Raw genomic sequence first — 21789 nt, 5'->3', positions numbered from 1 at the left:
AGCGCTCTCCACAAAAATTTTTGTGGAGAGCGCTCTTTTGTTTCATCAGCAAGCCCTCAGAACTTGAACCCCCACTTGTGGAAGTACCGCAGCAGGCTCCCGGTCTGCCACAAAAAGGGCTTGAGGCTGCGGTGGGCTGCACGATGCCATGCATGGATGGCGGTGTACTGCGGCACGAGGTAGGCTTTGCCGGTGGTGCGCATCTTCTGGGTCAGGTCGGCATCCTCCACATACATGAAGTAGTGCTCATCGAAGCCGCCTACGGCCTTGAACTCCGCCGTCCGCACGGCGGAAAAGCTGCCGGTGCAGAACTCGATCTCAACAGGAGCGGACAGATCCTCCCCCTCCATCAAATACGCACGGTTATATTTCTCCCAGAATTTCAAAAACGGCAGCTGGCGGTAGACCATGGGCCGCAGCGCACAGCGCCGCAGCGGCAGGCTCTGGGAACGGCCATCCGGAAAGCGCAGCCCCGGCCGGGCCATCACAGCATCCGGGTGGGCAGCCATCCAGTCGGCCAGGTCGCTGAGGGTATCAGCAGTGAGCTGGATGTCCGGGTTCAGGATGAAGTGATAGTCGCTCGTCAGCTCCGGCAGGACGGTGTTGTGTCCGGTGCCGAAACCGCCGTTCTCCTTGCGGCAGCGCACCTCGACCTTCTGGCCGGGCTGAGTGCTCAAAGCGCCGCCCTTCACGGCGGCTTCCAGACGTGCGCCGCTGCCGTCGGGGCTGGCGTTGTCCACCAGATAGAGGGTCAGCGGGTGGCGGCGGGTGTATTGCAGCACCGTCTGCGCCGCCTTGAGGGCTTCGTCGCAGCCGTTATAGACAACGATACAGGCAGAGAGTTCCAAGTTCGTTCTCCTTATCATTCCAGCGGTAATATCTTCAGGCTGAAATCTTCGCGCTGGATGTCGAAGTTGGGATTGGTGCAGGGGTCGCCTGCAGCCAGCAGGTCGCCCCAGCGGGCCTGAAAACGCAGCACCTCGCCCTGAAAACGCTTCTGCTTTTCGGGGTTATCCTCCATGCCGCGGCTCTTGCTCTCGTAGTGGTAGAGCTGGGCAAACGGAGTGAAGATGTTGGTGTAGCCTGCCTGACGGACGCGGACGCAGAAGTCCACATCGTTGAAGGCCACGGCATAGCTCTCGTCCAGACCGCCCACTTCGTCGTAGATCTCCTTGCGGATGAGCAGGCAGGCGGCGGTGTCAGCGTAGACGTCCTGCACATAGTTCAGGCGGCCCATATAGCCGTCGGAGCTGGCGGGATAGTACTTGTGCAGATGGCCCGCCACGCCGCCGATGCCGAAGCCGACACCGGCGTGCTGGATGGTATCGTCCGGGTAGAGCAGCTTTGCGCCCACGCAGCCCACCCGCTTCTGCTGGGCATACATGACCATCTCTTCCAGCCAGGCGGCGGTGATGACCTCGGTGTCGTTGTTGAGCAGAAGCAGATACTCACCGGTGGCGAACTTCTCGCCGAAGTTGTTCAGGGCGCTGTAGTTGAAGCCCTTGCCCTCCCAGGTGACGACCTTGAGGTTATCGGGGTGCTCTTTCTGCATCCGCTTATAGGTGCGGAAGGTTTCAGGGGCCTTGCTGTTGTTCTCGATGAGGATGATCTCAAAATCCGGGTAGGTGGTGCGGGCGTAGATGGACTCCACGCAGGTCTCCAAGTCGCGGATGTGGTCGCAGGTGGGGATGAGGATGCTCACCCGGCCCGGATGGTCGATCGTATAATCGGTCTTGTAGTAGCCCGGCGTACCCGGGATGAGGGACACATCGTCCACGGCCACGCCGCAGCGGGCGTAATGAGCCTTGAGGGCGGCAATGCCCGCGTCGATGCAGTAGGTCTTGGCGGAGATGTCGCTGGCCGTGCTGCCGGGGCTGGAACGCCAGTAATAGAGGGCGTGGGGGATGTGGACGATCTTCCGGGCCGTCTCGGTCAGGCGGAGGAAGAGCTCATAATCCTGACTGCCGTTGTACTCCATCCGCTCCGGGCCGCCTGCGGCATCCATCAGCCGGCGGCTGAACAGGGTCAGGTGGCAGATATAGTTGTTGGAGCGGAGGTTGTCCAGCATGAAATCCGGCTTGAAGTGGTAGAGCACCACATTCTCCACCTTGCCCTCAAAGGTCGCCTCATCGGTATAGACAAAGTCGGCTCCCTGCTCGGCGATGGCCTTGGCCGCGTACCAGAGGGCGCAGGGATGGAGGATGTCGTCGTGGTCCAGCAGGGCGATGAAGTCGCCGGTGGCCATCTCGATGCCCTTGTTGGTGTTGCCAGGGATGAGCTCATTCTTCTCCAGCTTCCTGTAGCGGATACGAGGGTCCACAGCGGCGCGCTGCTGCACCATCTCGCCCACATCCGGGGCAGTGCCGGCATCCACACAGCAGAGCTCCCAGTTACGGTAGGTCTGGTTCACAACGGAATCCAGCAGCTCTTCGAGGAAGTCCAGCGGGGTGTTGTAGAGCGGCACCACGATGCTGATCTTGGGGCCTGCAGGCTGGTCGCCTGCCTGCCGCACCAGCAGTTCCACCGGTGCGAACCGGTCGGCGCGCATGACTTTGCCCGGGAAGAGGGCGGCGTACTCGCGGCGGGCGCGAGCCAGTTCCCGCACGCCCTCGATGCCGCCGCTGCGCAGTTCCCGCAGGAACACGAAGAAGGGCAGAGTGTGCCAGAGCTGGCGGCTCTTGCTGACGACATAGCGCATGGGCCAGGTCATCTTCCAGAACTTCGAGCCGGTCACCTCGCCGAGCGTCTTTTCCAGCTGCTGCTCATGGCTGCGGCTGAGCGAAAGGTCGCTGCGCAGCCGGGCGATGAGCTCGGCTTCCTCGCCGCAGGTGCGCTCGGCGCGCACCATCCGGTCACGCAGGATGTCCATTTCCATCTCGTAGCCCCGCACCATCTTCAGCTGGGTGGGCTGGCTGGTGCAGAACAGCGCCGACGGCTGAGCGCGGCCCTTGCTGCGCCAGCCAAAATCGCGGAAGTATCCCCGCTGAGCCAGCTGCTCGGCCCAGCCCGCCATAACGGTGCTCTCATCGCTCACCAGCAGCACCCGGGCGGGCAGCGTCTCGGGCAGCGTTTCCCACGCGGGGTCTGCCACCACCAGAAGCTCTGCCTCAGAGCTCTCTGTCCACTCTTCTGCCTCCACACCTGCACGGTGCAGGGCTTTCGTCAGCAGGGGCATCTGCTCTCCCAGCAGGGCCGCCGAGGCGGGGTTTGCCTCCTCCGCGATGCGCTGCGCCAGTGCGCGGCAGCGCTCCCGCTCCCGCTTTTCTTTCTTTTCCTTCTCCAACTGCATTCCGTTCTCTCCACCTGTTGTTCTTTATCGTATCGCTCCCGCTCTGGAGCGTGAAACGCGAAATAGTCTGTCTCTTGTGTACAAGCGTGTACAGTATACCAAATCACGTCTCATTTGAGAAGTATTTTGCGCAATTCCTTTTGATTTTTTACATGCCCAGCAGGCGGCGCAGCCAGCCGAACAGACCGCCGCCGGAGCTCGTGCCGCTGCCCACCGTCCGGATGGAAACGCCGGAGTAGTAGTGCTTCAGGATGTCGCGGTAGCCCATCCCCTCCTCGGCGGCGTAGCCCACGGCGCCGCACTGGCTCATGCCCACGCCGTGGCCAAAACCGTAGTAGTACATACAGGGTACACCCGTTGCATCCGTGCTGAAATCGAAGCAGTAGCGGGAGGACACGAACTGGCCGATATAGCGGTAGCTGCGGCCATTGGACACCAGCGTGTTGTACTGGACGAAGCCGCCGAGGTCTTTGTGGGTGGTGTCGGCGCTCTGGTAGGGCTCACCGGTGCGGCTGTCGTTGTACTCGACATAGTCATAATCCTTGCCGATGATGCGGCGCATCTTCTCGTGGTACTGGCGCTCATAGGGGCTTTCCACGCTCTTGAGATACGGCACGTCCGAGCCCCAGGCGTCGAGGCTGGAACAGGTGCCGTAGACGCCGGTCTGGGTGTTGTAGCCTGCGCTGGCCGACCAGACGGCGTCGATGACGCTGCCGTTGTAGGTCAGCACCTCATCCTTCACCGACTCCACCGCCTTGCGGATAGCCGACCGGGCCGAGGACGGGATGTCCTCCACGGGGGTGTAGATGAGAGCGTTGGCCGAGGAGCCGTACTGCTTATGGTACTCGAGGTAGGAGTGGATAGCCACGGCCTGGGCCTTCCACGCCTCCTGCGCGGCGCTGGCGCTGACATAGCTGCCGATGGAGCCAAGCTCGGTGTAGGTGATGCCCACCAGGCAGTCCACGAGGTCCAGCGACACGTTCCGGCGCAGGCCCTTGCCCTTGATGTTCAGATAGGGCAGTGTAATTTTATCTTTGGAGCCGAAGAGCCAGCTCAGACAATTTTCCTCTTCCTCAGGGATAAGGGTGGTGTTTGCACCGCCAATGGTGGTGGCACCGGGTGCGGCATCCTCGGCGAACGCCGCCGGGACAGCCACACACAGCATCACAGCTGCCAGCACCAGCGCCGCCAGACGGCGCGCGAAACTCAGACTCTGCTTCACGGTCATTTCCTCCTGTGGTTTCTGGATCTTTTCATAGTTGTTATCAGTGTAACACACTGCGCCCCCGACGGCAAGGACGGAAGTTGTGCAAAAATGTGAAAAGACGCCTTTGCAAGCTGCCGGAATTATGATACAGTATAGCATGAGATGATATGCCCCCTTTGGCGGGCATGACAAGGAGGGCCGGAATGGACAGCAGAGAGTTATATCCCAGCGACGAGCAGCGGCGCCGCATCATGGACTTTATCATGGCGGCGGGCGAGACGCTGCTGGAAAACGGAGCAGAGGTCTTCCGGGTGGAGCAGACGATGGAGATCATGGCCCGCAGCTTCCATCTGCGGGAGTTCCATGTCTACGTGCTGACCAACGGCATCTTCGCCAGCGCCGGCACGGCAGAGATCGCCGAAGTGCGGAACGTGCCGGTGCGGACGACTCACTTAGGCCGGGTGGTCGCGGTGAACGCCCTTTCCCGCGAGATAGCAGCCGGGGGCGTCACACTGGACGAGGCTGAACACCGCCTGGCCGAGGCCCGGCGCATCCCCTTCCCCAAGGGGAAGACCCAGCTCCTCGCCGGGATGAGCGGCACAGCCTGTTTTGCGCTCATCTTCGGCGGCACGATACGCTCGGCGCTGGCGGCAGCGGCGGCGGGTTTCATCGTCAGCGGCTATCTGCTGCTGTGCGAAAAGAAGAATCTTTCCAACGGCTTCCGCAAGATCTCGGCGGCAGCGCTCATTACATTAGTCTGCATTCTGGGGTGCCATCTGCTGGACACTGAGGCCAGCCACGCCATCATTGGCACCCTGATGATATTGACCCCCGGCATCGCCTTCACCATGGGCATCCGGGATTTCGTGCAGGGCGACTACCTCTCCGGCACCATCCGGATGATAGACGCCCTGCTCATCGCGGCCAGCATCGCCATCGGCACCGGCCTTGTTCTGAGCCTTACTTCTCTGCTGACGGGGGTGACGGTGGTATGATGACCTTGACAAGCACACAGATCGGCCAGCTGGTGGCACAGTTCTTTCTGGCCGGGGCGGGAACACTGAGTTTCGCCGTCCTCTTCGCCTGCCCTAAGCGCACGCTCCCCTGCTGTGCGCTGGTGGGCGCGGTGGGCTGGTTCGTCTACGAGCTAGCTGTCTTATACGGGGCCGACGCGGCGGCAGCCTCCCTCATCGCGGTCATCCCACTGTCGCTGGCGGCGCGTATCTGCGCCGTGCTGCTCAAGACGCCGGTGACGGTCTTTTTGCTGACCGGCATCTTCCCGCTGGTCCCCGGCGCGGGCATCTACTACACCGCCTACTATTTCATCCAGGGCGAGAATGCCCTTTCGCTGGCCAACGGCATCTCCACCTTCAAGGTGGCCGTGACGCTGGCTGTGGGCATCGCGCTGGTGCTGGGTCTGCCCATGCCCAGCGGCCACGCCTGGAAGCGGAAATAGATTCCTGCCTTCCTTGTGCGGCTCTTTTGCCGGTGCTATAATCAAATCATACTTAATATAAAGGAGTGTCTGCCGATGTCTATTATGGAAACGCTCAACACCCGCCGCACCTACCGCCGCTTCGCCCAGAAGCCGGTGTCACAGGATGTGGTGGACGATATGGTGGAGGCCCTGCGCCTGTCGTCCTGCGGCGCGAACCGTCAGGCCGTGAAGCTGGTGGTTGTGCAGAGCCCTGAGATGGTGAAAAAGGTCCATCCGCTGGTCAAGTGGGCCGCCTATCTGCCGCCGGAGCAGGGTACTCCCAAAGCCGACGAGCAGCCTGTGATGTATCTGGCCGTCGTGCAGGACAGCTCCATCCCCGGCGACCTGAACACCGACACCGGCATCGCGCTGGCGAACATCACCCTCGCCGCATGGGCCAAGGGCGTGGGCAGCTGCATCATGGGCGCCATCAACAAGCCTGCCCTGAGCGAGCTGCTGGGCATCGCCGCGCCGGACAAGCTGGCGTTCATGGTAGCTCTTGGCTACCCCACTCACGCCGCCAGGATCGTACCGATGACGGAGAAGACCGGCATCAAGTATTACCTCGATGAGAACGGTGACTACTGCGTGCCGAAGCGGAGCGTGGAAGAGCTGGCGCGGACGGTTTAACCTCTCCGTCAGCTCTGGCGAGCTGCCACCTCCCCTATCGAGGGGAGGCTCTGGCGAACCGGGCCTCGCTGCAGCTTCTGGATGAGCGCATTTTGTCAAGCTGCCGTGAATCCAGGCAGCAGGGTACTACGGCTCCCGATAAATCAAGCCTTGCTCGTCCAGCGTAAGCCTGACCGACATGCCAAGGGCTCCCCTGATAGGGGAGCTGTCTGCGAAGCAGACTGAGAGGTTCTGCATATATACATCGCTCTCAAGCTTTATTCTGCATAATTGTTTGCAATTCGGTTTCAATTTGATGGAATTTTTGCACAACACTTGACTTTTCAAATTGTACAACCTATACTAAACACGCTCTCTGATTTTTCGATGAATCGCATCGCAGCAGAGAGATGCAAACGATATGCACATAAAGAGGAGTGTTTGAATATGAAAAAGATCTCTCGCCGCAGCTTCCTGGCTGCCGCCGCTGTTTCCGCTGCTGCTCTGGCTCTGACCGCCTGCGGCGGCTCTGCCTCCACTGCTTCTTCCGCTGCTGCAAGCTCTGTTGCTGCTTCTTCTGAGGCTGCTTCCACCAGCACTGCTGCTGAGCTGACCACCGTTGAGGCTGGCAAGCTGACTATGGCTACCAACGCCACCTTCCCTCCCTACGAGATGACCACCGACGCCGGCACCATTGAGGGCATCGATGTGGACACCGCACAGGCCATTGCCGAGAAGCTGGGCCTGGAGCTGCAGATCGACGACATGGATTTTGACGCCGCTCTGCTCAGCGTGCAGCAGGGCAAGGCCGACATCGCCATGGCAGGCATCACTGTCACCGACGAGCGGATGGCTGTGATGTCCTTCTCCGACAGCTACGCCACCGGCATCCAGTCCGTCATCGTGCCCGAGGGCTCTGACATTGCCTCTGTGGACGATCTGGCCGGCAAGAAGATCGGCACCCAGCGCGGCACCACCGGCTACCTGTACTGCTCCGACGACTTTGGCGAGGACGCCGTGGTGGCCTACGACAACGGCCTGACCGCTGTACAGGCCCTGAACAACGGCCAGGTGGACGCTGTGGTCATCGACAACGAGCCCGCCAAGGCCTATGTGGAGTCCAACCCCGGCCTGAAGATCCTGGACACCAGCTACGCCGAGGAGGACTACGCCATTGGCATGAACAAGAGCAACACCGCTCTGCTGGAGGCTGTGAACGCCGCTCTGGAGGAGCTGAAGGCCGACGGCACCCTGCAGGCCATCGTGGACAAGTACATCAAGGCTGAGTAAACAGACCCCTCAAGGGGAGGCGGCCCACCGGGCACCTCCCCTTTTTTAAGGGATATAGGTTACAAAATTCTGACAAGATCACAACAGACGAAAAGAAAGTGAGGATGCGAATGGCCGCACAATACGAACTGTTGAGCCAGCTGCTGAAAAGCGGCGGCCGGCTGGACATGGGGCAGGAGCTGTTCTACAAATTTTATCAGGCCTTTGTCCTGAAGGACCGCTGGCTCCAGTACATCGGGGGCGTAGGCACCACCCTGCTGGTCACTGCCATTGCTCTGGCCATGGGCGTCCTGCTGGGCAGCGTGGTGGCGCTGGTGCGTGTGGCCCACGACCAGCAGCGCCCCGGCCGCCGCAACCCGGTGCTGGGGGTCTTTAACGCCGTGTGCCAGGTGTACACCACCGTGATCCGGGGCACCCCCATGATGGTGCAGCTGCTGATCATGAGCATGGTCATCTTCAACAACAGCCGCAACTTTACCATGGTAGGCGCTCTGGCGCTGGGCATCAACTCGGGCGCTTACGTCTCCGAGATCATCCGGGGCGGCCTGATGGCTGTGGACCCGGGCCAGATGGAGGCCGGCCGCAGCCTGGGCCTGAACTACATCACCACCATGGTGGTCATCATCATCCCCCAGGCCATCCGGGCGGTGCTGCCTGCCCTGGGCAACGAGTTCATCATGCTGCTGAAGGATACCTCCCTTATCACCGTCATCGGCGGCAAGGAGCTGCTGTATGCGGCCCAGGGCATCATGAACCGCACCTACGAGGCCATGTTCCCCCTGTTTGGCGTGGCACTGATCTATCTGGTGCTGGTGATGATCTTTACCTGGCTGCTTGCAAAATTTGAGAGGAGGCTGGCACAAAGTGACCGATAAGATCCTGGAAGTCCGGGGCCTGACCAAGACCTACGGCGGCGAAAAGCGTAAGGGCGCAAAGCAGGCTGCCCCCACTCTGGACGTGCTGCGGGGCATCGACATCGACATCTACCGGGGAGACGTAGTCTGCCTTATCGGCCCCTCGGGCTGCGGCAAATCCACCTTCCTGCGCTGCCTGAACCGGCTGGAGATCCCCACCGGCGGCAGCATCAAATTTGAGGGCGTGGAGGTGGACGACGACCACATCGACTCTGTCCGCCAGAAGATGGGCATGGTATTCCAGCACTTCAACCTCTTCCCCCACCTGACCGTCAAGAAAAACCTTGAGCTGGCCCCCAGCCTGCTCAAGCTCAAGGACAAAGAGGCCATCTCCAAGCGCGCCGACGAGCTTCTGGCCCGCGTAGGTCTGGCCGACAAGGCCAACGTCTACCCCAAGAGCCTTTCGGGCGGCCAGCAGCAGCGCATCGCCATCGCACGCGCACTGGCAATGGACCCGGACGTCATCCTCTTCGATGAGCCTACCAGCGCCCTCGACCCCGAGATGGTCGGTGAAGTGCTTGAGCTGATGAAAGAGCTGGCTCACACCGGCATCACCATGCTGGTGGTCACCCATGAGATGGGCTTTGCCCGCGAAGTCTCCAACCGCGTCATCTTCATTGACGAGGGAAGGATCCAGGAGGATGAGCCGCCGCAGGAGCTGTTCACCAACCCCAAGCACCCGCGTCTGAAGGCATTCCTCTCCAAGATGCTGTAAGATATAAAGAAACAATACAAAACCCGGAACTCTTTTCAAGCCGTCCTGGCTCTGAAAGGGTTCCGGGTTTTGTTCATTGTTTTTTTCAGAGAGCTGTTTTGCAGCAGTCTTTCTTCTTATGCTCAGTTGTTGGCTTCCACCTTGCTCAGGAGGATACGGTCATTGTCGAGGACCTTGCCGGCGTTCTCGCGGAACTTCTCGAGCAGGTCGTCTACGGTCATCTTGCTGCGGGCCTCGCCCTTGACATCGAAGACGATGCGGCCTGCGTCCATCATGAGGGTGCGGTTGCCCAGCTCCAATGCCTGATGCATATTGTGGGTGACCATCAGGCAAGTGATCTTCTTTTCGGCCACGATGCTCTTGGTGAGGTCCAGCACCTTTTCGGCGGTGGCAGGGTCGAGAGCGGCGGTGTGCTCGTCCAGAAGCAGGAGCTTCGGGGTGACGAGGGTGGCCATCAGCAGGGTCAGCGCCTGACGCTGACCGCCCGACAGCAGGCCCACCGGCTGCTTCATCCGGTCTTCGAGGCCCATATCCAGCAGGGCCAGCTTCTCACGGAAGATCTCCTTATCCTTGCGGGAGATGCGGGAGAAGATGGCGTTGGGGGCGGTCCCGGCGCGAAGGTAGGCCAGCGCCAGATTCTCCTCGATGGTCATGTTGGGGGCCGTACCCTTGAGCGGGTCCTGGAACAGGTGGCCGATGACCCGGCTGCGCTGATATTCCGGCGCGAAGGTGATGTCCTCGCCGCCCAGCGTGATGCTGCCCTCGTCGGCGATGAAGCCGCCGGTGATGGCGTTGAAGAGGGTGGATTTGCCCGCGCCGTTGGAGCCGACGATGGTGGCGAAGTCTCCCGCTTCCATGGTCAGGCTGACGCCGTTCAGGGCCACTTTCTCGTTGACGGTGCCGGGGTTGAAGGTCTTGTGCAGGTCACGAAGTTCGAGCATCTCCATTTTACACACGCTCCTTCCGTGCCTGACGGGCCGCATTGCGGCGCTTCTCAAAGGCGATCTTCTCCTGGATGGCGGGCATCGAGATGGCCACCGCCACGATGATGGCGCTGACCAGTTTCATGGCAGCAGCCGGGACGTTGAAGCGGAGCGCCACCGCCACGATAAAACGGTAGAGGCAGCTGCCGAACACGACGCCCAGCACACGGCGCACCATCGTCCGCTTGCCCACCAGCGTTTCGCCGATGATGAGGGAAGCCAGTGCGATGGTCACCATGCCGGTGCCTACGTTGATGTCGCAGCTCTTCTGGTACTGAGCCAGCAGGCCGCCGGAAAGGGCCGTCAGTGCGCCCGAGATGCAGAGGCCCACCGTGATGGTGAAGGCGGGGTTGATGCTGGAAGCACGCACCATGGCAGCGTTATCGCCGGTGGCACGAATCGAGAGGCCGAGGCGGGTGCCGAGGAAGCCCACCATGGCGGCACCGGCCAGCGCGATGACTACCGCCGCCAGCACCAGCTTATACCCGCCGCCCGTAAAGCTCAGGGCGCTCTTGGCGATGGAGAAGACGGTATCGGTCTTGACCAGCGACATGGTGGACGAGAAGCCCATCACGGCCAGGTTGATGGTATAGAGGCCGGTGTTGACGATGATGCCGGCCATGATGCTCTCGACGCCGAGGCGGGTCTGCAAAAAGGCTGTTACAAAACCGGAGCACACACCAGCCGCCATCGCCGCCAACAGGGCGAGGAAGGGGTGGCCGGTCAGCGCCACCTGACAGGCGACAGCGCAGCCAAGGGTGAAGCAGCCGTCGGTGGACAGATCCGCGATATTCAGGATGGAATAGCTCAGAAACAGAGCCAGCGCAACGAGGGCGTAGATGCAGCCCAGCTCGAGCGCGGTCTGGATGACGTTGAGCGAAAAGATACTCGCCAGCATGGTGTGCTCCTTTTATTTTAATGTGTAACCTCTCAGTCTCGCTACCGCTCGACAAGGCCGGGTTGCGGCACCCAGCATCCGCTTCGTGTTTTACACTTGCGTCTTGCTGGCCGCGGCCCCAACAACGACTCCCTGTTTCCACCACTGGCGGCAGTCGTCGTTGTTGCCCCTACCGAGGGGAGCCTCTGGCGAAGAGAGAAAGCTTTCCGAAATGCCAAAGCCTCCCCTCGATAGGGGAGGTGGCATTGCGAAGCAATGACGGAGAGGTTTAACCAAAGTTCTCGGCCGTGGTCACTTCCACGACCTCGGTGCAGTAGGGTGCAAAGGCCTTCTTCACGGTGTCGAGGTCGAGGCCCAGAGCCTCGCAGGTCTCGGTGTTGATGGTGGCAATGCCGTTGTCGAAGGTCTGGAAAGGCAGGTCTGCAGGGGTCTTGCCGTCGCAGAGCAGTTCCGCCACCATATCGGCGGTAGCCTCGCCCAGCTGGACGTAATCGACGCCGTAGCCCACGAAGGCACCGTTCAGGGCGAAGCTGTCAGCGCCGGTGTAGTGCTGGACGCCTGCCTCGGTGAAGGTCTCGTAGATGGAAAGCTCGGCGGTCATGACGGTGTTATCGGTGGGGGTGAAGACAGCCTTGACACCGGCGGCGATGAGGGCCTCAGCGGCCATCTGAACTTCGGCGGTGGTGGTGCCGTTCTTCTCGATGTACTTGATGCCCTTGCTGTCGCAGAAAGCCTTGGCGTCTGCAATGGCCTGTGTAGAAGCATCCTGGCTCAGATCATACAGCAGGCCGATGGTGTCGATGTCGGGGTTGACGGCCAGGATGAGGTTCATGATGGCGTCGGTGTTCAGGGCGTCGGAAGTGCCGGTGATGTTCGGCTCGGTATCAAAGCCTGCGGCGGCGGGGTCAGTGACGGCGGAGTAGACGACGGGGATGTCGGTGTCCTCCACAGCGGCCAGCATAGTAGCGGCGGTGGGGGTAGCCACAGCCACGATGACGTCTACGCCGTCGGCCACGAGGTCGGCGCCGATCTGGTTCAGGTTGGTCTGGTCGGCCTGTGCGTTGGCGTAGTAGTCGGCGTAGTCGAAGGTAACGCCCTTCTCCTTACCCACCTCGTCCAGACGCTCTTCCACCGACGCAACGATCTGGTTCAGAGAAGCGTGGTCAACATAGTTGACAATGCCCACCTTGAAGGTCTGGCCTGCCTCGCTGGCGGCGGCAGAAGATGCTGCTGCACTGGAAGCGGTGCTGGATGCAGTGCTCGAAGCGGACGAACCGCAGCCGGTCAGACCCAGCGCGGAAACAGTGGCGGCGGCCATAGCGGCTTTCAGAAAGCTGCGGCGGGAGATCATATTCATGGTTTTCATAGCGGTTGCTCCTTCCCTGGAGCGGGCGGCATATAAAATAAAAACCCGCTCCACTTGCGGGACGGGCTTTTGTTCTCATATAACAAAACGACCCTGTCCCTGTGTGTTCATCCACAAGGACAGAGTCGAAAAATTCGAATCTGCGGTGCCACCTTGCTTGCCTTGCTCGCTTTCCTCTTGAAAGCCGCAAAGCCCCTCACGGAGAGCCAACACTCCCCTGCCCTGTAACGGAGGCTTCCGTCCCAAGCTACTGGAGGCTCTGCCTCGTTTGCCCGGCCCTCGGCGGCCCACGAATCTCTGCCCCGCTCTCGCCCGTTTTCACTGTCCGGGCTCACTGAAGATGCGCTTTGCAGGTTCTCTTCCGCCTCATCGGTTTGATTGCATTATACACTTTATCCGTGTAAAGTCAAGAGGGAATTTCAAAATTTTCCGTCAGATTTTTCACGTTTCATCACTCGAGGTTGAGTTTGTTTCGCATCAGCCAGACCGTCAGCCCGAACCAGAAGACACCGAATGCTACCGCGATGCCCAGTGTGACCATCGCGCTTCCCATGTAGCCCAGAGCCGAGACGGTGGTCTCGATGCTGCCCACATCGCCTACGGCGCTATAGATGGCCGTCTCGTAGACGCCGGTGCCGATCTGGAGCAGCTTTTCGAGCCAGCCCTGTACATACTGCATGACAAAGAAGCTCAGGATGCCCGCCAGCGCGGGGTGGTTCTTGAACTGATGTCCCACCATGCAGGCTGCATAGATGCAGGCGATGACGCTGACCATCCGCACGAAGCCGACGACGCCGCTGAAAGCCAGCGCTCCCCAGAACTCCATGTTATAGCGGGCAAATGCCTCCCGGATGATCGACCACATCAGCGGCAACTGCCCAAGCAGGTCCATATCCGCCATCATCAGGACAGCCAGAATGCCGAAGGAAAGGCAGGCTGCGAGGATGCTACACAGGCTCCACACGGTGCTGGAGATGAGCTTCGAGGTCACAAGCTGTGTTTCCGTCACCGGCAGGGTGTGCATCAGATAGCCCTCCCGGCCCAGCAGGTTGCGGTAGAACCGCTGCACGATGGTCATGATGGTGACGACCACGGTGCCGATGATGACGGCGGTGTAGACAAGGCTCAGCAGGCCCACGAGAGTCGAATAGGCGTCACTATTGGTGCTGTTCCATCTCCAGACGGACCCGCCAAAGAGCACCGACGCTGCCAGCAGGGCCAGATACATTCCGCCGTAGGTGCGGGCGGTGGCCTTGAACTCATATTTCAGTAACTTTTTCAGCATTTGAATACCTCCCGGAAATATGCATCCACACTCATGCCCTCGGTCTCGCGGAGCTCATCCACCGAGCGGTGAGCGAAAATTCTGCCGTTCTTCAGGAACACAGCCTCATCCAGCACCGGCTCCACATCCTCGATGAGGTGGGTGGAGATGATGACCGAGGCGTCCCGGCTGTAGTTGGTGAGGATGGTGTTCAGGATGTAGTCCCGCGCCGCCGGGTCCACGCCGCCGATGGGTTCATCCAGCAGGTAGAGCCGGGCATTCCGGCTCATGGCAAGGATGAGCTGGACTTTCTCCTTGTTGCCCTTGGAAAGGCTCTTGAGGGGTGCTTTGGGCGAAAGCTCCAGCTTTTCCAGCATCTCATTCGCCTTGGCGGGGTCGAAGTCGGCGTAGAAATCCCGGAACATCTCCACCAGCTGCTCCACCCGCATCCAGTCGGGCAGCCATGCGGCGTCCGGCAGATAAGAGACGATGGCTTTCGTGTCCGGGCCGGGGTCCATGCCCGCGATTCGGATGCTGCCCGCCGTGGGCTGCAAGAGGCCGTTCGCCAGTTTGATGAGGGTGGTCTTGCCGCTGCCGTTGGGGCCAAGCAGGCCCACGATGCGGCCAAAGCCGATGTGCAGCTCGATGTTATCGAGGGCGTTTGTCCCCTTCTGGTAGGATTTCGTCAGGCCCTCACAAGTTAAAAGTTCCTTCATTTCAATCACTCTCCTTTTTTTCCCAGCCCGTCATAAGTTTTGCGGCCTCTGCCGGGCCGTAGCCGATGCCGCGCATTTTCTCGAGATATTCGGCGGTCATGGCGCGGGCCGTCTCGTCCCGCAGCTGTTCCAAAAGGGCTGTATCTTCGGTGACGAAGCGGCCCGTGGTCCGCTCGGTGTAGACGAGCCCTTCCGCTTCCAGCTGGGCCAGCGCCCGCTGCATGGTGTTGGGGTTGACGCCTGCCGCTGCGGCCATGTCGCGCACCGAGTCCAGATGTCCGCCGGGCGGGTAGATGCCCGCCAGAATTTTTGCCTTGAGCCGTTCCACGATTTGTGCGTAGATGGGGCGGCTCATATCGAATCGTTCGCCCATCGTCTCATCTCCTTGTGTCGCTGTACTAAGCGCTTAATACAATAATACTCAAATTATCTTTTTTGTCAAGAGGGAATTTTCAATCTCTTCAAAATATGTTATACTGTCTTTTGTATGCTAGAAGAAAATGCGCAGGAGCACAGAATCTATGAAAGCGACCATCATCATCCCCAACATCAACGGCAAAGGCTGGCTCAAGGACTCCATCGAATCGGTCTACGCCCAGACGGAGCAGGACTTCGAGCTTATCGTGGTGGATAACGGCTCCACCGACGAGAGCCTTGAGCAGGCCCGCAGCTATTGCAGCCGCCCGAACTTCCAGCTCATCGAGAACGGCTCCAACACCGGCTTCTCCCACGCCGTCAACCAGGGCATCGCCCGGGCGAAAAGCGAGTTCGTGGTGCTGTTCAACAACGACGCCTTTGCAGAGCCCCAGTGGCTGGCCGAGCTCATCCGCGTGGCCGAGAGCGACGAGAAAATTTTTGCCGTCCAGAGCCTTATGATACGCCACTTCGACCGGGAGCTTGCCGACGACGCTGGCGATTACGTCACATGGATGGGCTTTGCCTGCAAGACCGGCGACGGCCGCCGGGCCAGCCGCTACACCAAACAGAAGCGCATCTTTTCGGCCTGCGGCGGCGCGGCTCTCTACCGCAAAAGCATCCTCGACGAGATTGGCGTCTTCGATGAAAACTTTTTTGCCTACTTCGAGGACGTGGACCTCAGCTGGCGCGCCAACAACGCCGGTTACAAAAACGTCCTCTGCCCCACGGCAAAGTGCTACCACATCTGCGGCGCCAGCACCGGCGCGGTGCGGTACAACGCCTTCAAGAGCCAGCAGAGCGGCCGCAACAGCATCCTTCTCCCCCTCAAGAACGAGCCTCTGCTGATGCTCATTCTCAACTTCATTCCTCTGGCGCTGGGCTATCTGCTCAAGTGCTACAAGTTCCACAAACAGGGCTTCGGCGAGGCGTGGGACAAGGGAATGCGTGAGGCGTTCGATTTGCTCAAAAACGACCAGTTGGGCAAGCGTCCCTTCCGCCTCCGCGACCTGCCGAATTATGTTCTCATGGAGCTGTGGATGATATGGAACATGGTGCCGTATCTCTGGTATCGGCTGGTGGTCGTGCGGTTTGATTTGAAGTAATTCTGGATATGCAAAAACCGGGAAGCTCTGGGAGCTTCCCGGTTTTTGTTTGTGATTCGTTTTATGCCGCCGCGCTGGCCGCACTTTCGGCCTGCGGCTCTGCGTCCGAGGCAGCTTCGCTTTCGGCGGTGCTGTCCGCTTCCTCGCTGGCGGCTGCGGCCTCCGAGGAAGCGGCGTCGGAGTCAGCGGGCGTTTCGCCGCCGGTGGCGAGGATAGCGTCCTGCACCTCGCTGTCTGCCATCATGGCAGGTTCGGAGGCAGTGGACGCCGCCGTTGACTCGGGCTTCGTCTCACTCTCGGTCAGGCCGGTGAGATACCAGCTGCCGCTCTGGCGGCTGAACAGATAGTCCATGTACTTGACCGGCGTATCCGAGGTGGCGGTGAGGATGCTGTCCGTTGCGTTCTGGTTGGGGATATAGCCCACGGTGACGTGGAGGAGGCCGTCCTTCTTAAACAGCTTGGTGACAGTGGCGCGGTAGCTGCCCACGCTGCCGGTGACGGGGATCTTATAGCACTGGGTGGTGTCGTCGAACTCGATGGTCATATCCTCCATCTCGAAGGTCTTGTGGGTCATGCGGAAGCTGGGGCCGACAAGCTTTGCGAGGTAGGCGTCCACGTCCACCGAGGGGATGAGCAGCTGCTCGGTATCGGGGTCGGTGTTGTAGCCGTCGAAACCGCCCTGCGTCTCCTGGATGCTGTACACACAGCCCCAGACCGCAGCCTCGCGGAGGGTCAGGTCGTCGATGTTCTCGATGCCCTCAAAAGGCACGGGGTCGAACAGCACCAGACCTTCCAGCTTGTCCTCGTATTCCTGCTTCTGGGCCGTATCGTCAAACAGTTTTGCCACGGCGTTCACGCCTGCGTGCAGCACGGTCAGCACGCCGATGAGCACCAGCACCGCGATGACCAGCCCGAGGGCCTGCCGACCACGGCGGCGGTGGAGCCGGGCGTGTTCTTCCGGGGTCATTTCTATCTTCATATGGTTATCGTCTCCTGCGTTGTTTCACTTTTCAGATAAAAACAGTATACCACAATCATGGGCAGGGTGCAAAACCCTGCCCGTGTTATTTTGGTGAAACTGGCTCAAAAGCTGTTTTCATAGCCAGAGTATGTGCAATGGTTATGAAAACAGCTTCTTATTCCCAATTCTTCCAGACGTCGGGCTGGTAGCCGACGGTGGCCTGACGGCCATTGCGGACGATGGGGGTGCGGAACAGCTGCTGGTTCTCGAAGAGCTTGTCTTCTTTCTGCCAGTCTACCAGCGCGTCCAGCAGAGCGATGGTCTGCTTGTCCTTGGCGTTGGGGTCCACCAGCGCCTGCCAGCCGCCCAGAGCGCGGGACACATTTTCAAACTCGCCTCGGCTCATCTCTTTTTCTTTCAAATCGATCATCTGGAACTTGATGCCGCGCTCCTTGAAATAGCGCTGAGCCTTTTTGGTATCGAAGCACTTGGTAGTGCCGAATATCTGGATGTTCATAGTCTTGCCCTCCTGTTCATTCTGCTCTATTGTAACATATCTGCGCCCGAAAGCCTATAGCATATTTTTTGCTCCGCCGGGCCACACTGCTCTCAGCGCCTTTTCTTATTCTGAATGGAGGTAGTACCAACATGAAAGCATTCGTAGACCCTGAACTCTGCATCGGCTGCACCCAGTGTGCCGGGCTCTGCCCCGAGGTATACCAGATGGAAGGGACTCTGGCTGTCGCCATCCCCGGCGACATCCCGCCCGACCAGGTGCCGCTGGCTGTGGACGCCGCCAACGCCTGCCCGGTGAGCGCGATAAGAGTAGAGTAAAACTTCCCGAAAGAGGCTGAGAGGTTTATCCCTCAGTCTCTTTTTTCTTTGGGCCATTCGTGGTATACTATAGGATGTGAAATTATGGAATGGAGGACCACAAGCTATGCGTTTACTGGTCATTGACGGCAACAGCATCGCCAACCGTGCCTTTTACGGCATCAAGCTGCTGACCACCAAAGACGGCCGCTATACCAACGCCATTTTCGGCTTTCTGAATATCCTGCTCTCCCTGCTCAAGGAATGCGGACCCGACGAGGTGGCCGTGGCCTTCGACCTCAAGGCCCCCACCTTCCGCCACAAGATGTATGACGGCTACAAGGCCACCCGCCACAAGATGCCCGACGAGCTGGCCGCGCAGATGCCGGTGCTCAAAGAGCTTCTGGCCGCGCTGGGCTACCGTGAGGTGACAGCTGAGGGCTGGGAGGCCGACGACATCCTCGGCACCCTTTCTGCCGCCTGCGCCGCCCGCAGCGACGACTGCTTCCTCGCCACCGGAGACCGAGACAGCTTACAGCTCGTCAGCGACACCACCACCGTCCTGCTGGCCACTACCACCATGGGCCGCAGCAAGACGGCGGTAATGGACGTGGACGCCGTGAAGGAAAAGTACGGTGTCTCTCCCCGCCAGCTCATCGACGTCAAGAGCCTCATGGGTGACACCTCCGACAACATCCCGGGCGTGAAGGGCATCGGCGAGAAGAGCGCCATCACCCTCATCCAGAAATACGGCAGTCTGGCGGGCGTTTACGCCCATCTCGACGACACTGCTGACAAGACCATCAAGCCAAAACAGCGGGAGCATCTGGCCGAAGACCGCGCCATGGCAGAGCTGAGCTACACGCTCGGCATCATCCGCACCGACGCCCCCATCGACACCGCCGAGGGTGCCTATGTCGTGGGCGAGGGCAACAAGGCCGAAGCCGTCCGGCTGATGCAGGAGCTGGAACTTCACTCCCTTATCGCCCGCTTCGGTCTGAGCGACATCGCCCCCGCCGCCGACCCGGAAAGAGCGCCGACAGAGCCTCTGCAGGAGGCTGAGGTGACTGTTCTGCCCGCCGAGCCGAAGGGGCATTACCTCGTGGCCGCGCGGCCTGCCGTCATGGGCAAGCAGGGTACCCGCAATGTGGAGTTGCAGCCCGCCGCATGGTACGCCGTACAGGACAAGACGGTCTTCCCGCTGGAAGACGGCGACCTGCTCCGTCTGCTGGACAACAAAGACGTCACCCTTGACGTCTTCGACAGCGCCCCGCTCTACGCCCGCGCCATGGCTGCGGGAAACTGGGGCAGCAGCATCGTCTGGGACGGCAAACTGGCGGCCTATCTGCTGGACGCCTCGGCTTCCAAGTACAATCTCTCGGAGCTCATCATCAGCTACCGCGCCGACGCCGCTTTTACCTGTGAAAAGTGGCCGGACGCCGGTGCGCTGGCCGACCTGTTCGCCAAGATGAAGGCAGAGATCACCGCGCTGGGCGAAGACTCCCTCTACAGCGACATCGAGTTCCCGCTGGCGCAGGTGCTGGCCGACATGACCCGCATCGGCATCCTCGTGGACAAAGAGGGCATCGAGAAGTTCGGCGTGAAAATGCGCTCGGAGCTGGAAGACGTCCTCACCCGCATCCACATGGAGACGGGCAGCGCCAGCTTCAACCCCAACAGCCCCAAGCAGCTGGGCGAGATGCTTTTCGACACCATGGGCCTGCCCCACGGCAAAAAGACCCAGCGCGGCTGGTCTACCGACGCCGAGACGCTGGAAGCCCTGCGGGACTACCCGCTGGTAGAGGATATTCTGCAGTACCGCGCCTACCAGAAGCTGAACTCCACCTACGTCGAAGGCCTGCTGAAGGTCATCGCGGAGGATGGCCGCATCCATACTCGCTTCAACCAGACCGAAGCCCGCACCGGACGGCTTTCTTCCGATAACCCCAACCTGCAGAACATCCCCATCCGCACCGAGCTGGGCAGCCAGCTCCGCGCTTACTTTGTGGCGCGGCCCGGCTGCGTACTGGTGGACGCCGACTACAGCCAGATCGAGCTGCGCATCCTCGCCCATGTCACCGGCGACGAGCATATGCAGCAGGCGTTCCTCACCGGCGAGGACATCCACCGCAGCACTGCCGCTAAAATCTACGACCTGCCCCTCGAGCAGGTCACGCCCCGCCTGCGCTCTTCGGCAAAAGCCATCAACTTCGGCATCATGTACGGCAAGGGCGCTTACAGCCTCTCGAAGGACATCGGCGTAAGCGTCAAGGAGGCCGACGCCTTCCTGAAAAACTATCTGGCCACCTTCCCGAAAGTCAGCGGCTACATGGACAAGACCATCTCCGACGCCCGGAACTGCGGCTATGTGTCCACCCTCTTCGGACGCCGTCGCTCCCTGCCGGAGCTGGCCAGCAACAATCACAACATCCGGGCCAGCGGCGAGCGGATGGCCCGCAACACGCCGATCCAGGGCACCGCCGCCGACGTCATCAAGCTGGCGATGGTGCGGGTCTGGCGGCGTCTGCGGGACGAGAAGATGGAGAGCCGCCTCATCCTGACCGTCCACGACGAACTCATCGTCGAGGCCCCGGAGGCAGAAGCCGCGAAAGCCGCCGCCATCCTGCAGGAAGAGATGGAAGGCTGTGTCAATTACGCTGTCCCCCTGAGCACCGAAGTGCATCAGGGCAAAAACTGGCTGGAGGCCCACTAAAACCATGATCATCTTAGGAATCGAATCTACCTGCGACGAGACCGCCGCATCTCTGGTGGAAGATGGCCGGCACCTGCTGAGCAACGTCATCTCCACCAGCGTCAAGGAGCAGGCACTTTACGGCGGCGTCGTGCCGGAGATCGCCAGCCGCCGCCACTGTGAGTTCATCAGCGCCACCGTCAAAAAGGCTCTGCTGGACGCAGGCAAGACCATCGACGATGTGGACGCCGTGGCTGTCACCTTCGCGCCCGGCCTCATCGGCGCAGTTCTGGTGGGCGTCAACTTTGCCAAGGGCCTCGCCTACTCGGCGGGCAAGCCGCTGGTGCCGGTCCACCATCTGCGGGGCCACATTGCAGCCCTCTACCTGACCCACCCGGAGCTGAAGCCGCCCTTCCTCTGCCTTGTGGCGTCCGGCGGACACAGCCACATCGTGGAGGTGCAGGACTACACCCATTACCACATCCTCGGCCACACGGTGGACGACGCCGCCGGCGAGGCCTTTGACAAGGTGGCCCGGACGCTGGGCCTGCCCTATCCCGGCGGTCCCAGCGTCGCCAACGCCGCCAAGACCGGCGACCCGAAAGCCTACCGTCTGCCGGTGCCTCATGTGGAGGGCAAGTACAACGTCAGCTTCTCCGGCCTCAAGACCGCCGTGCTGAACGAGGTGAATCAGGCCCAGATGAAGGGTACTGACATCAACGTCCCCGACCTCGCGGCCAGCTTCCAGGAACGCATCGCGGGCATCCTCGCAGAAAAGCTCCTTCTCGCCGCCGCCGACACCGGCGCAAAGCAGGTCTGTCTGGCGGGCGGCGTCGCGGCCAATGGCCGTCTGCGCCAGCTGGTCAATGACGGTGCCCAGAAGCTGGGGGCCAAGGTCTACCTGCCAGAGCTGAAATTCTGCGGCGACAACGGCGCGATGATCGCGGCTCAGGGCTACTATCAGTACATCGCGGGCCATACTGCCGGGCTGGAGCTGAACGGTCTGCCGACTCTGCCCATCGATTACGAATAACTGACATAGAAAACGGAATGGCCGCGCACAGCTGTGCGCGGC

The 21789-nt window shown here is 60.7% G+C and carries 21 protein-coding genes; 10 read left to right on the top strand and 11 right to left on the bottom strand.

The features are described 5' to 3' along the window. Positions 1-56: 56 nt before the first annotated feature. The 3 genes from AAAU26_RS01395 to AAAU26_RS01385 form a co-directional block, all read right to left on the bottom strand. Positions 57-848: a glycosyltransferase gene (locus AAAU26_RS01395; RefSeq protein ID WP_158401334.1), complete on the bottom strand. Its 792-nt coding sequence runs from the start codon at positions 846-848 to the stop codon at positions 57-59. A gap of 14 nt (positions 849-862) precedes the next feature. Further along, complete coding sequence (locus AAAU26_RS01390; RefSeq protein ID WP_227619565.1) at positions 863-3289, bottom strand: glycosyltransferase family 2 protein; 2427 nt, start codon at positions 3287-3289, stop codon at positions 863-865. 148 nt (positions 3290-3437) lie between these two features. Further along, positions 3438-4517, bottom strand: a complete 1080-nt coding sequence (locus tag AAAU26_RS01385; RefSeq protein WP_158395069.1) for a SpoIID/LytB domain-containing protein — start codon at positions 4515-4517, stop codon at positions 3438-3440. A gap of 182 nt (positions 4518-4699) precedes the next feature. On the opposite strand from AAAU26_RS01385, the gene AAAU26_RS01380 reads away from it, so the two are divergent. The 6 genes from AAAU26_RS01380 (at position 4700) to AAAU26_RS01355 (ending at position 9501) form a co-directional block, all read left to right on the top strand. Next, positions 4700-5491 (top strand): threonine/serine exporter family protein, encoded by a 792-nt coding sequence (locus tag AAAU26_RS01380; RefSeq protein ID WP_217210547.1) that lies wholly within the window; start codon positions 4700-4702, stop codon positions 5489-5491. After that, the gene (locus AAAU26_RS01375; RefSeq protein ID WP_158397269.1) at positions 5491-5952 is read left to right on the top strand and encodes a threonine/serine exporter family protein; all 462 of its coding nucleotides are present in this window, start codon (positions 5491-5493) and stop codon (positions 5950-5952) included. Before AAAU26_RS01380 ends, AAAU26_RS01375 begins: the two co-directional genes overlap by 1 nt. Positions 5953-6027: 75 nt before the next feature. Then, entirely contained in the window at positions 6028-6603 is a 576-nt protein-coding gene (locus tag AAAU26_RS01370) for a nitroreductase family protein (protein WP_227619564.1), read from the top strand. Positions 6604-7029: 426 nt separating this feature from the next. Beyond that, positions 7030-7872 carry an ABC transporter substrate-binding protein gene (locus AAAU26_RS01365; protein ID WP_227619563.1) on the top strand — a complete coding sequence of 281 codons (843 nt, stop codon included), beginning with the start codon at positions 7030-7032 and terminating at the stop codon, positions 7870-7872. Positions 7873-7982: 110 nt separating this feature from the next. Further along, positions 7983-8747 (top strand): amino acid ABC transporter permease, encoded by a 765-nt coding sequence (locus AAAU26_RS01360; RefSeq protein ID WP_158395073.1) that lies wholly within the window; start codon positions 7983-7985, stop codon positions 8745-8747. A gap of 1 nt (position 8748) precedes the next feature. Then, entirely contained in the window at positions 8749-9501 is a 753-nt protein-coding gene (locus AAAU26_RS01355; protein WP_370866629.1) for an amino acid ABC transporter ATP-binding protein, read from the top strand. Positions 9502-9623: 122 nt separating this feature from the next. On the opposite strand, the gene AAAU26_RS01350 is transcribed toward AAAU26_RS01355, so the two are convergent. The 6 genes from AAAU26_RS01350 to AAAU26_RS01325 form a co-directional block, all read right to left on the bottom strand. Beyond that, on the bottom strand, positions 9624-10442 hold the full coding sequence (locus AAAU26_RS01350) for an ABC transporter ATP-binding protein (protein WP_316542292.1): 819 nt from the start codon (positions 10440-10442) through the stop codon (positions 9624-9626). A 7-nt stretch (positions 10443-10449) separates the two neighbouring features. Continuing rightward, positions 10450-11382, bottom strand: coding sequence for an ABC transporter permease (locus AAAU26_RS01345; RefSeq protein WP_207676985.1), 933 nt, complete (start codon positions 11380-11382; stop codon positions 10450-10452). A 268-nt stretch (positions 11383-11650) separates the two neighbouring features. Further along, the gene (locus AAAU26_RS01340; RefSeq protein ID WP_227619562.1) at positions 11651-12748 is read right to left on the bottom strand and encodes an ABC transporter substrate-binding protein; all 1098 of its coding nucleotides are present in this window, start codon (positions 12746-12748) and stop codon (positions 11651-11653) included. A gap of 451 nt (positions 12749-13199) precedes the next feature. Continuing rightward, positions 13200-14033 carry a hypothetical protein gene (locus AAAU26_RS01335; RefSeq protein ID WP_227619561.1) on the bottom strand — a complete coding sequence of 278 codons (834 nt, stop codon included), beginning with the start codon at positions 14031-14033 and terminating at the stop codon, positions 13200-13202. After that, positions 14027-14728 (bottom strand): ABC transporter ATP-binding protein, encoded by a 702-nt coding sequence (locus tag AAAU26_RS01330; RefSeq protein WP_158395079.1) that lies wholly within the window; start codon positions 14726-14728, stop codon positions 14027-14029. The genes AAAU26_RS01335 and AAAU26_RS01330 overlap by 7 nt, the downstream gene beginning before the upstream one ends. Before the next feature lies 1 nt (position 14729). After that, complete coding sequence (locus AAAU26_RS01325) at positions 14730-15101, bottom strand: GntR family transcriptional regulator (protein WP_227619560.1); 372 nt, start codon at positions 15099-15101, stop codon at positions 14730-14732. Between the two features lie 148 nt (positions 15102-15249). Here AAAU26_RS01325 and AAAU26_RS01320 point away from each other — a divergent pair, with 148 nt between their 5' ends. After that, the gene (locus AAAU26_RS01320; protein ID WP_217210537.1) at positions 15250-16248 is read left to right on the top strand and encodes a glycosyltransferase family 2 protein; all 999 of its coding nucleotides are present in this window, start codon (positions 15250-15252) and stop codon (positions 16246-16248) included. A 61-nt stretch (positions 16249-16309) separates the two neighbouring features. Here the strand turns inward: AAAU26_RS01320 and AAAU26_RS01315 are convergent, their stop codons facing one another. Both AAAU26_RS01315 and AAAU26_RS01310 read right to left on the bottom strand, forming a co-directional pair. Continuing rightward, the gene (locus tag AAAU26_RS01315; RefSeq protein WP_158395082.1) at positions 16310-17227 is read right to left on the bottom strand and encodes an Ice-structuring protein; all 918 of its coding nucleotides are present in this window, start codon (positions 17225-17227) and stop codon (positions 16310-16312) included. Between the two features lie 157 nt (positions 17228-17384). Beyond that, positions 17385-17726 (bottom strand): arsenate reductase family protein, encoded by a 342-nt coding sequence (locus tag AAAU26_RS01310; RefSeq protein ID WP_227619559.1) that lies wholly within the window; start codon positions 17724-17726, stop codon positions 17385-17387. Between the two features lie 131 nt (positions 17727-17857). On the opposite strand from AAAU26_RS01310, the gene AAAU26_RS01305 reads away from it, so the two are divergent. The 3 genes from AAAU26_RS01305 (at position 17858) to tsaD (ending at position 21747) form a co-directional block, all read left to right on the top strand. Next, positions 17858-18043, top strand: a complete 186-nt coding sequence (locus AAAU26_RS01305) for a ferredoxin (RefSeq protein WP_149794405.1) — start codon at positions 17858-17860, stop codon at positions 18041-18043. A 106-nt stretch (positions 18044-18149) separates the two neighbouring features. Next, positions 18150-20735 carry a DNA polymerase I gene (polA, locus tag AAAU26_RS01300; RefSeq protein ID WP_227619558.1) on the top strand — a complete coding sequence of 862 codons (2586 nt, stop codon included), beginning with the start codon at positions 18150-18152 and terminating at the stop codon, positions 20733-20735. Between the two features lie 4 nt (positions 20736-20739). After that, positions 20740-21747 carry a tRNA (adenosine(37)-N6)-threonylcarbamoyltransferase complex transferase subunit TsaD gene (gene tsaD, locus AAAU26_RS01295; protein WP_158395085.1) on the top strand — a complete coding sequence of 336 codons (1008 nt, stop codon included), beginning with the start codon at positions 20740-20742 and terminating at the stop codon, positions 21745-21747. Positions 21748-21789 lie beyond the last annotated feature (42 nt).

The organism is Faecalibacterium longum (genome assembly GCF_040094125.1).
Taxonomy (GTDB): Bacteria; Bacillota; Clostridia; order Oscillospirales; family Ruminococcaceae; genus Faecalibacterium; species Faecalibacterium longum.
The sequence above is the reverse complement of the archived record's forward strand: the minus strand, read 5'-3'. Positions and strand labels throughout refer to the sequence as shown.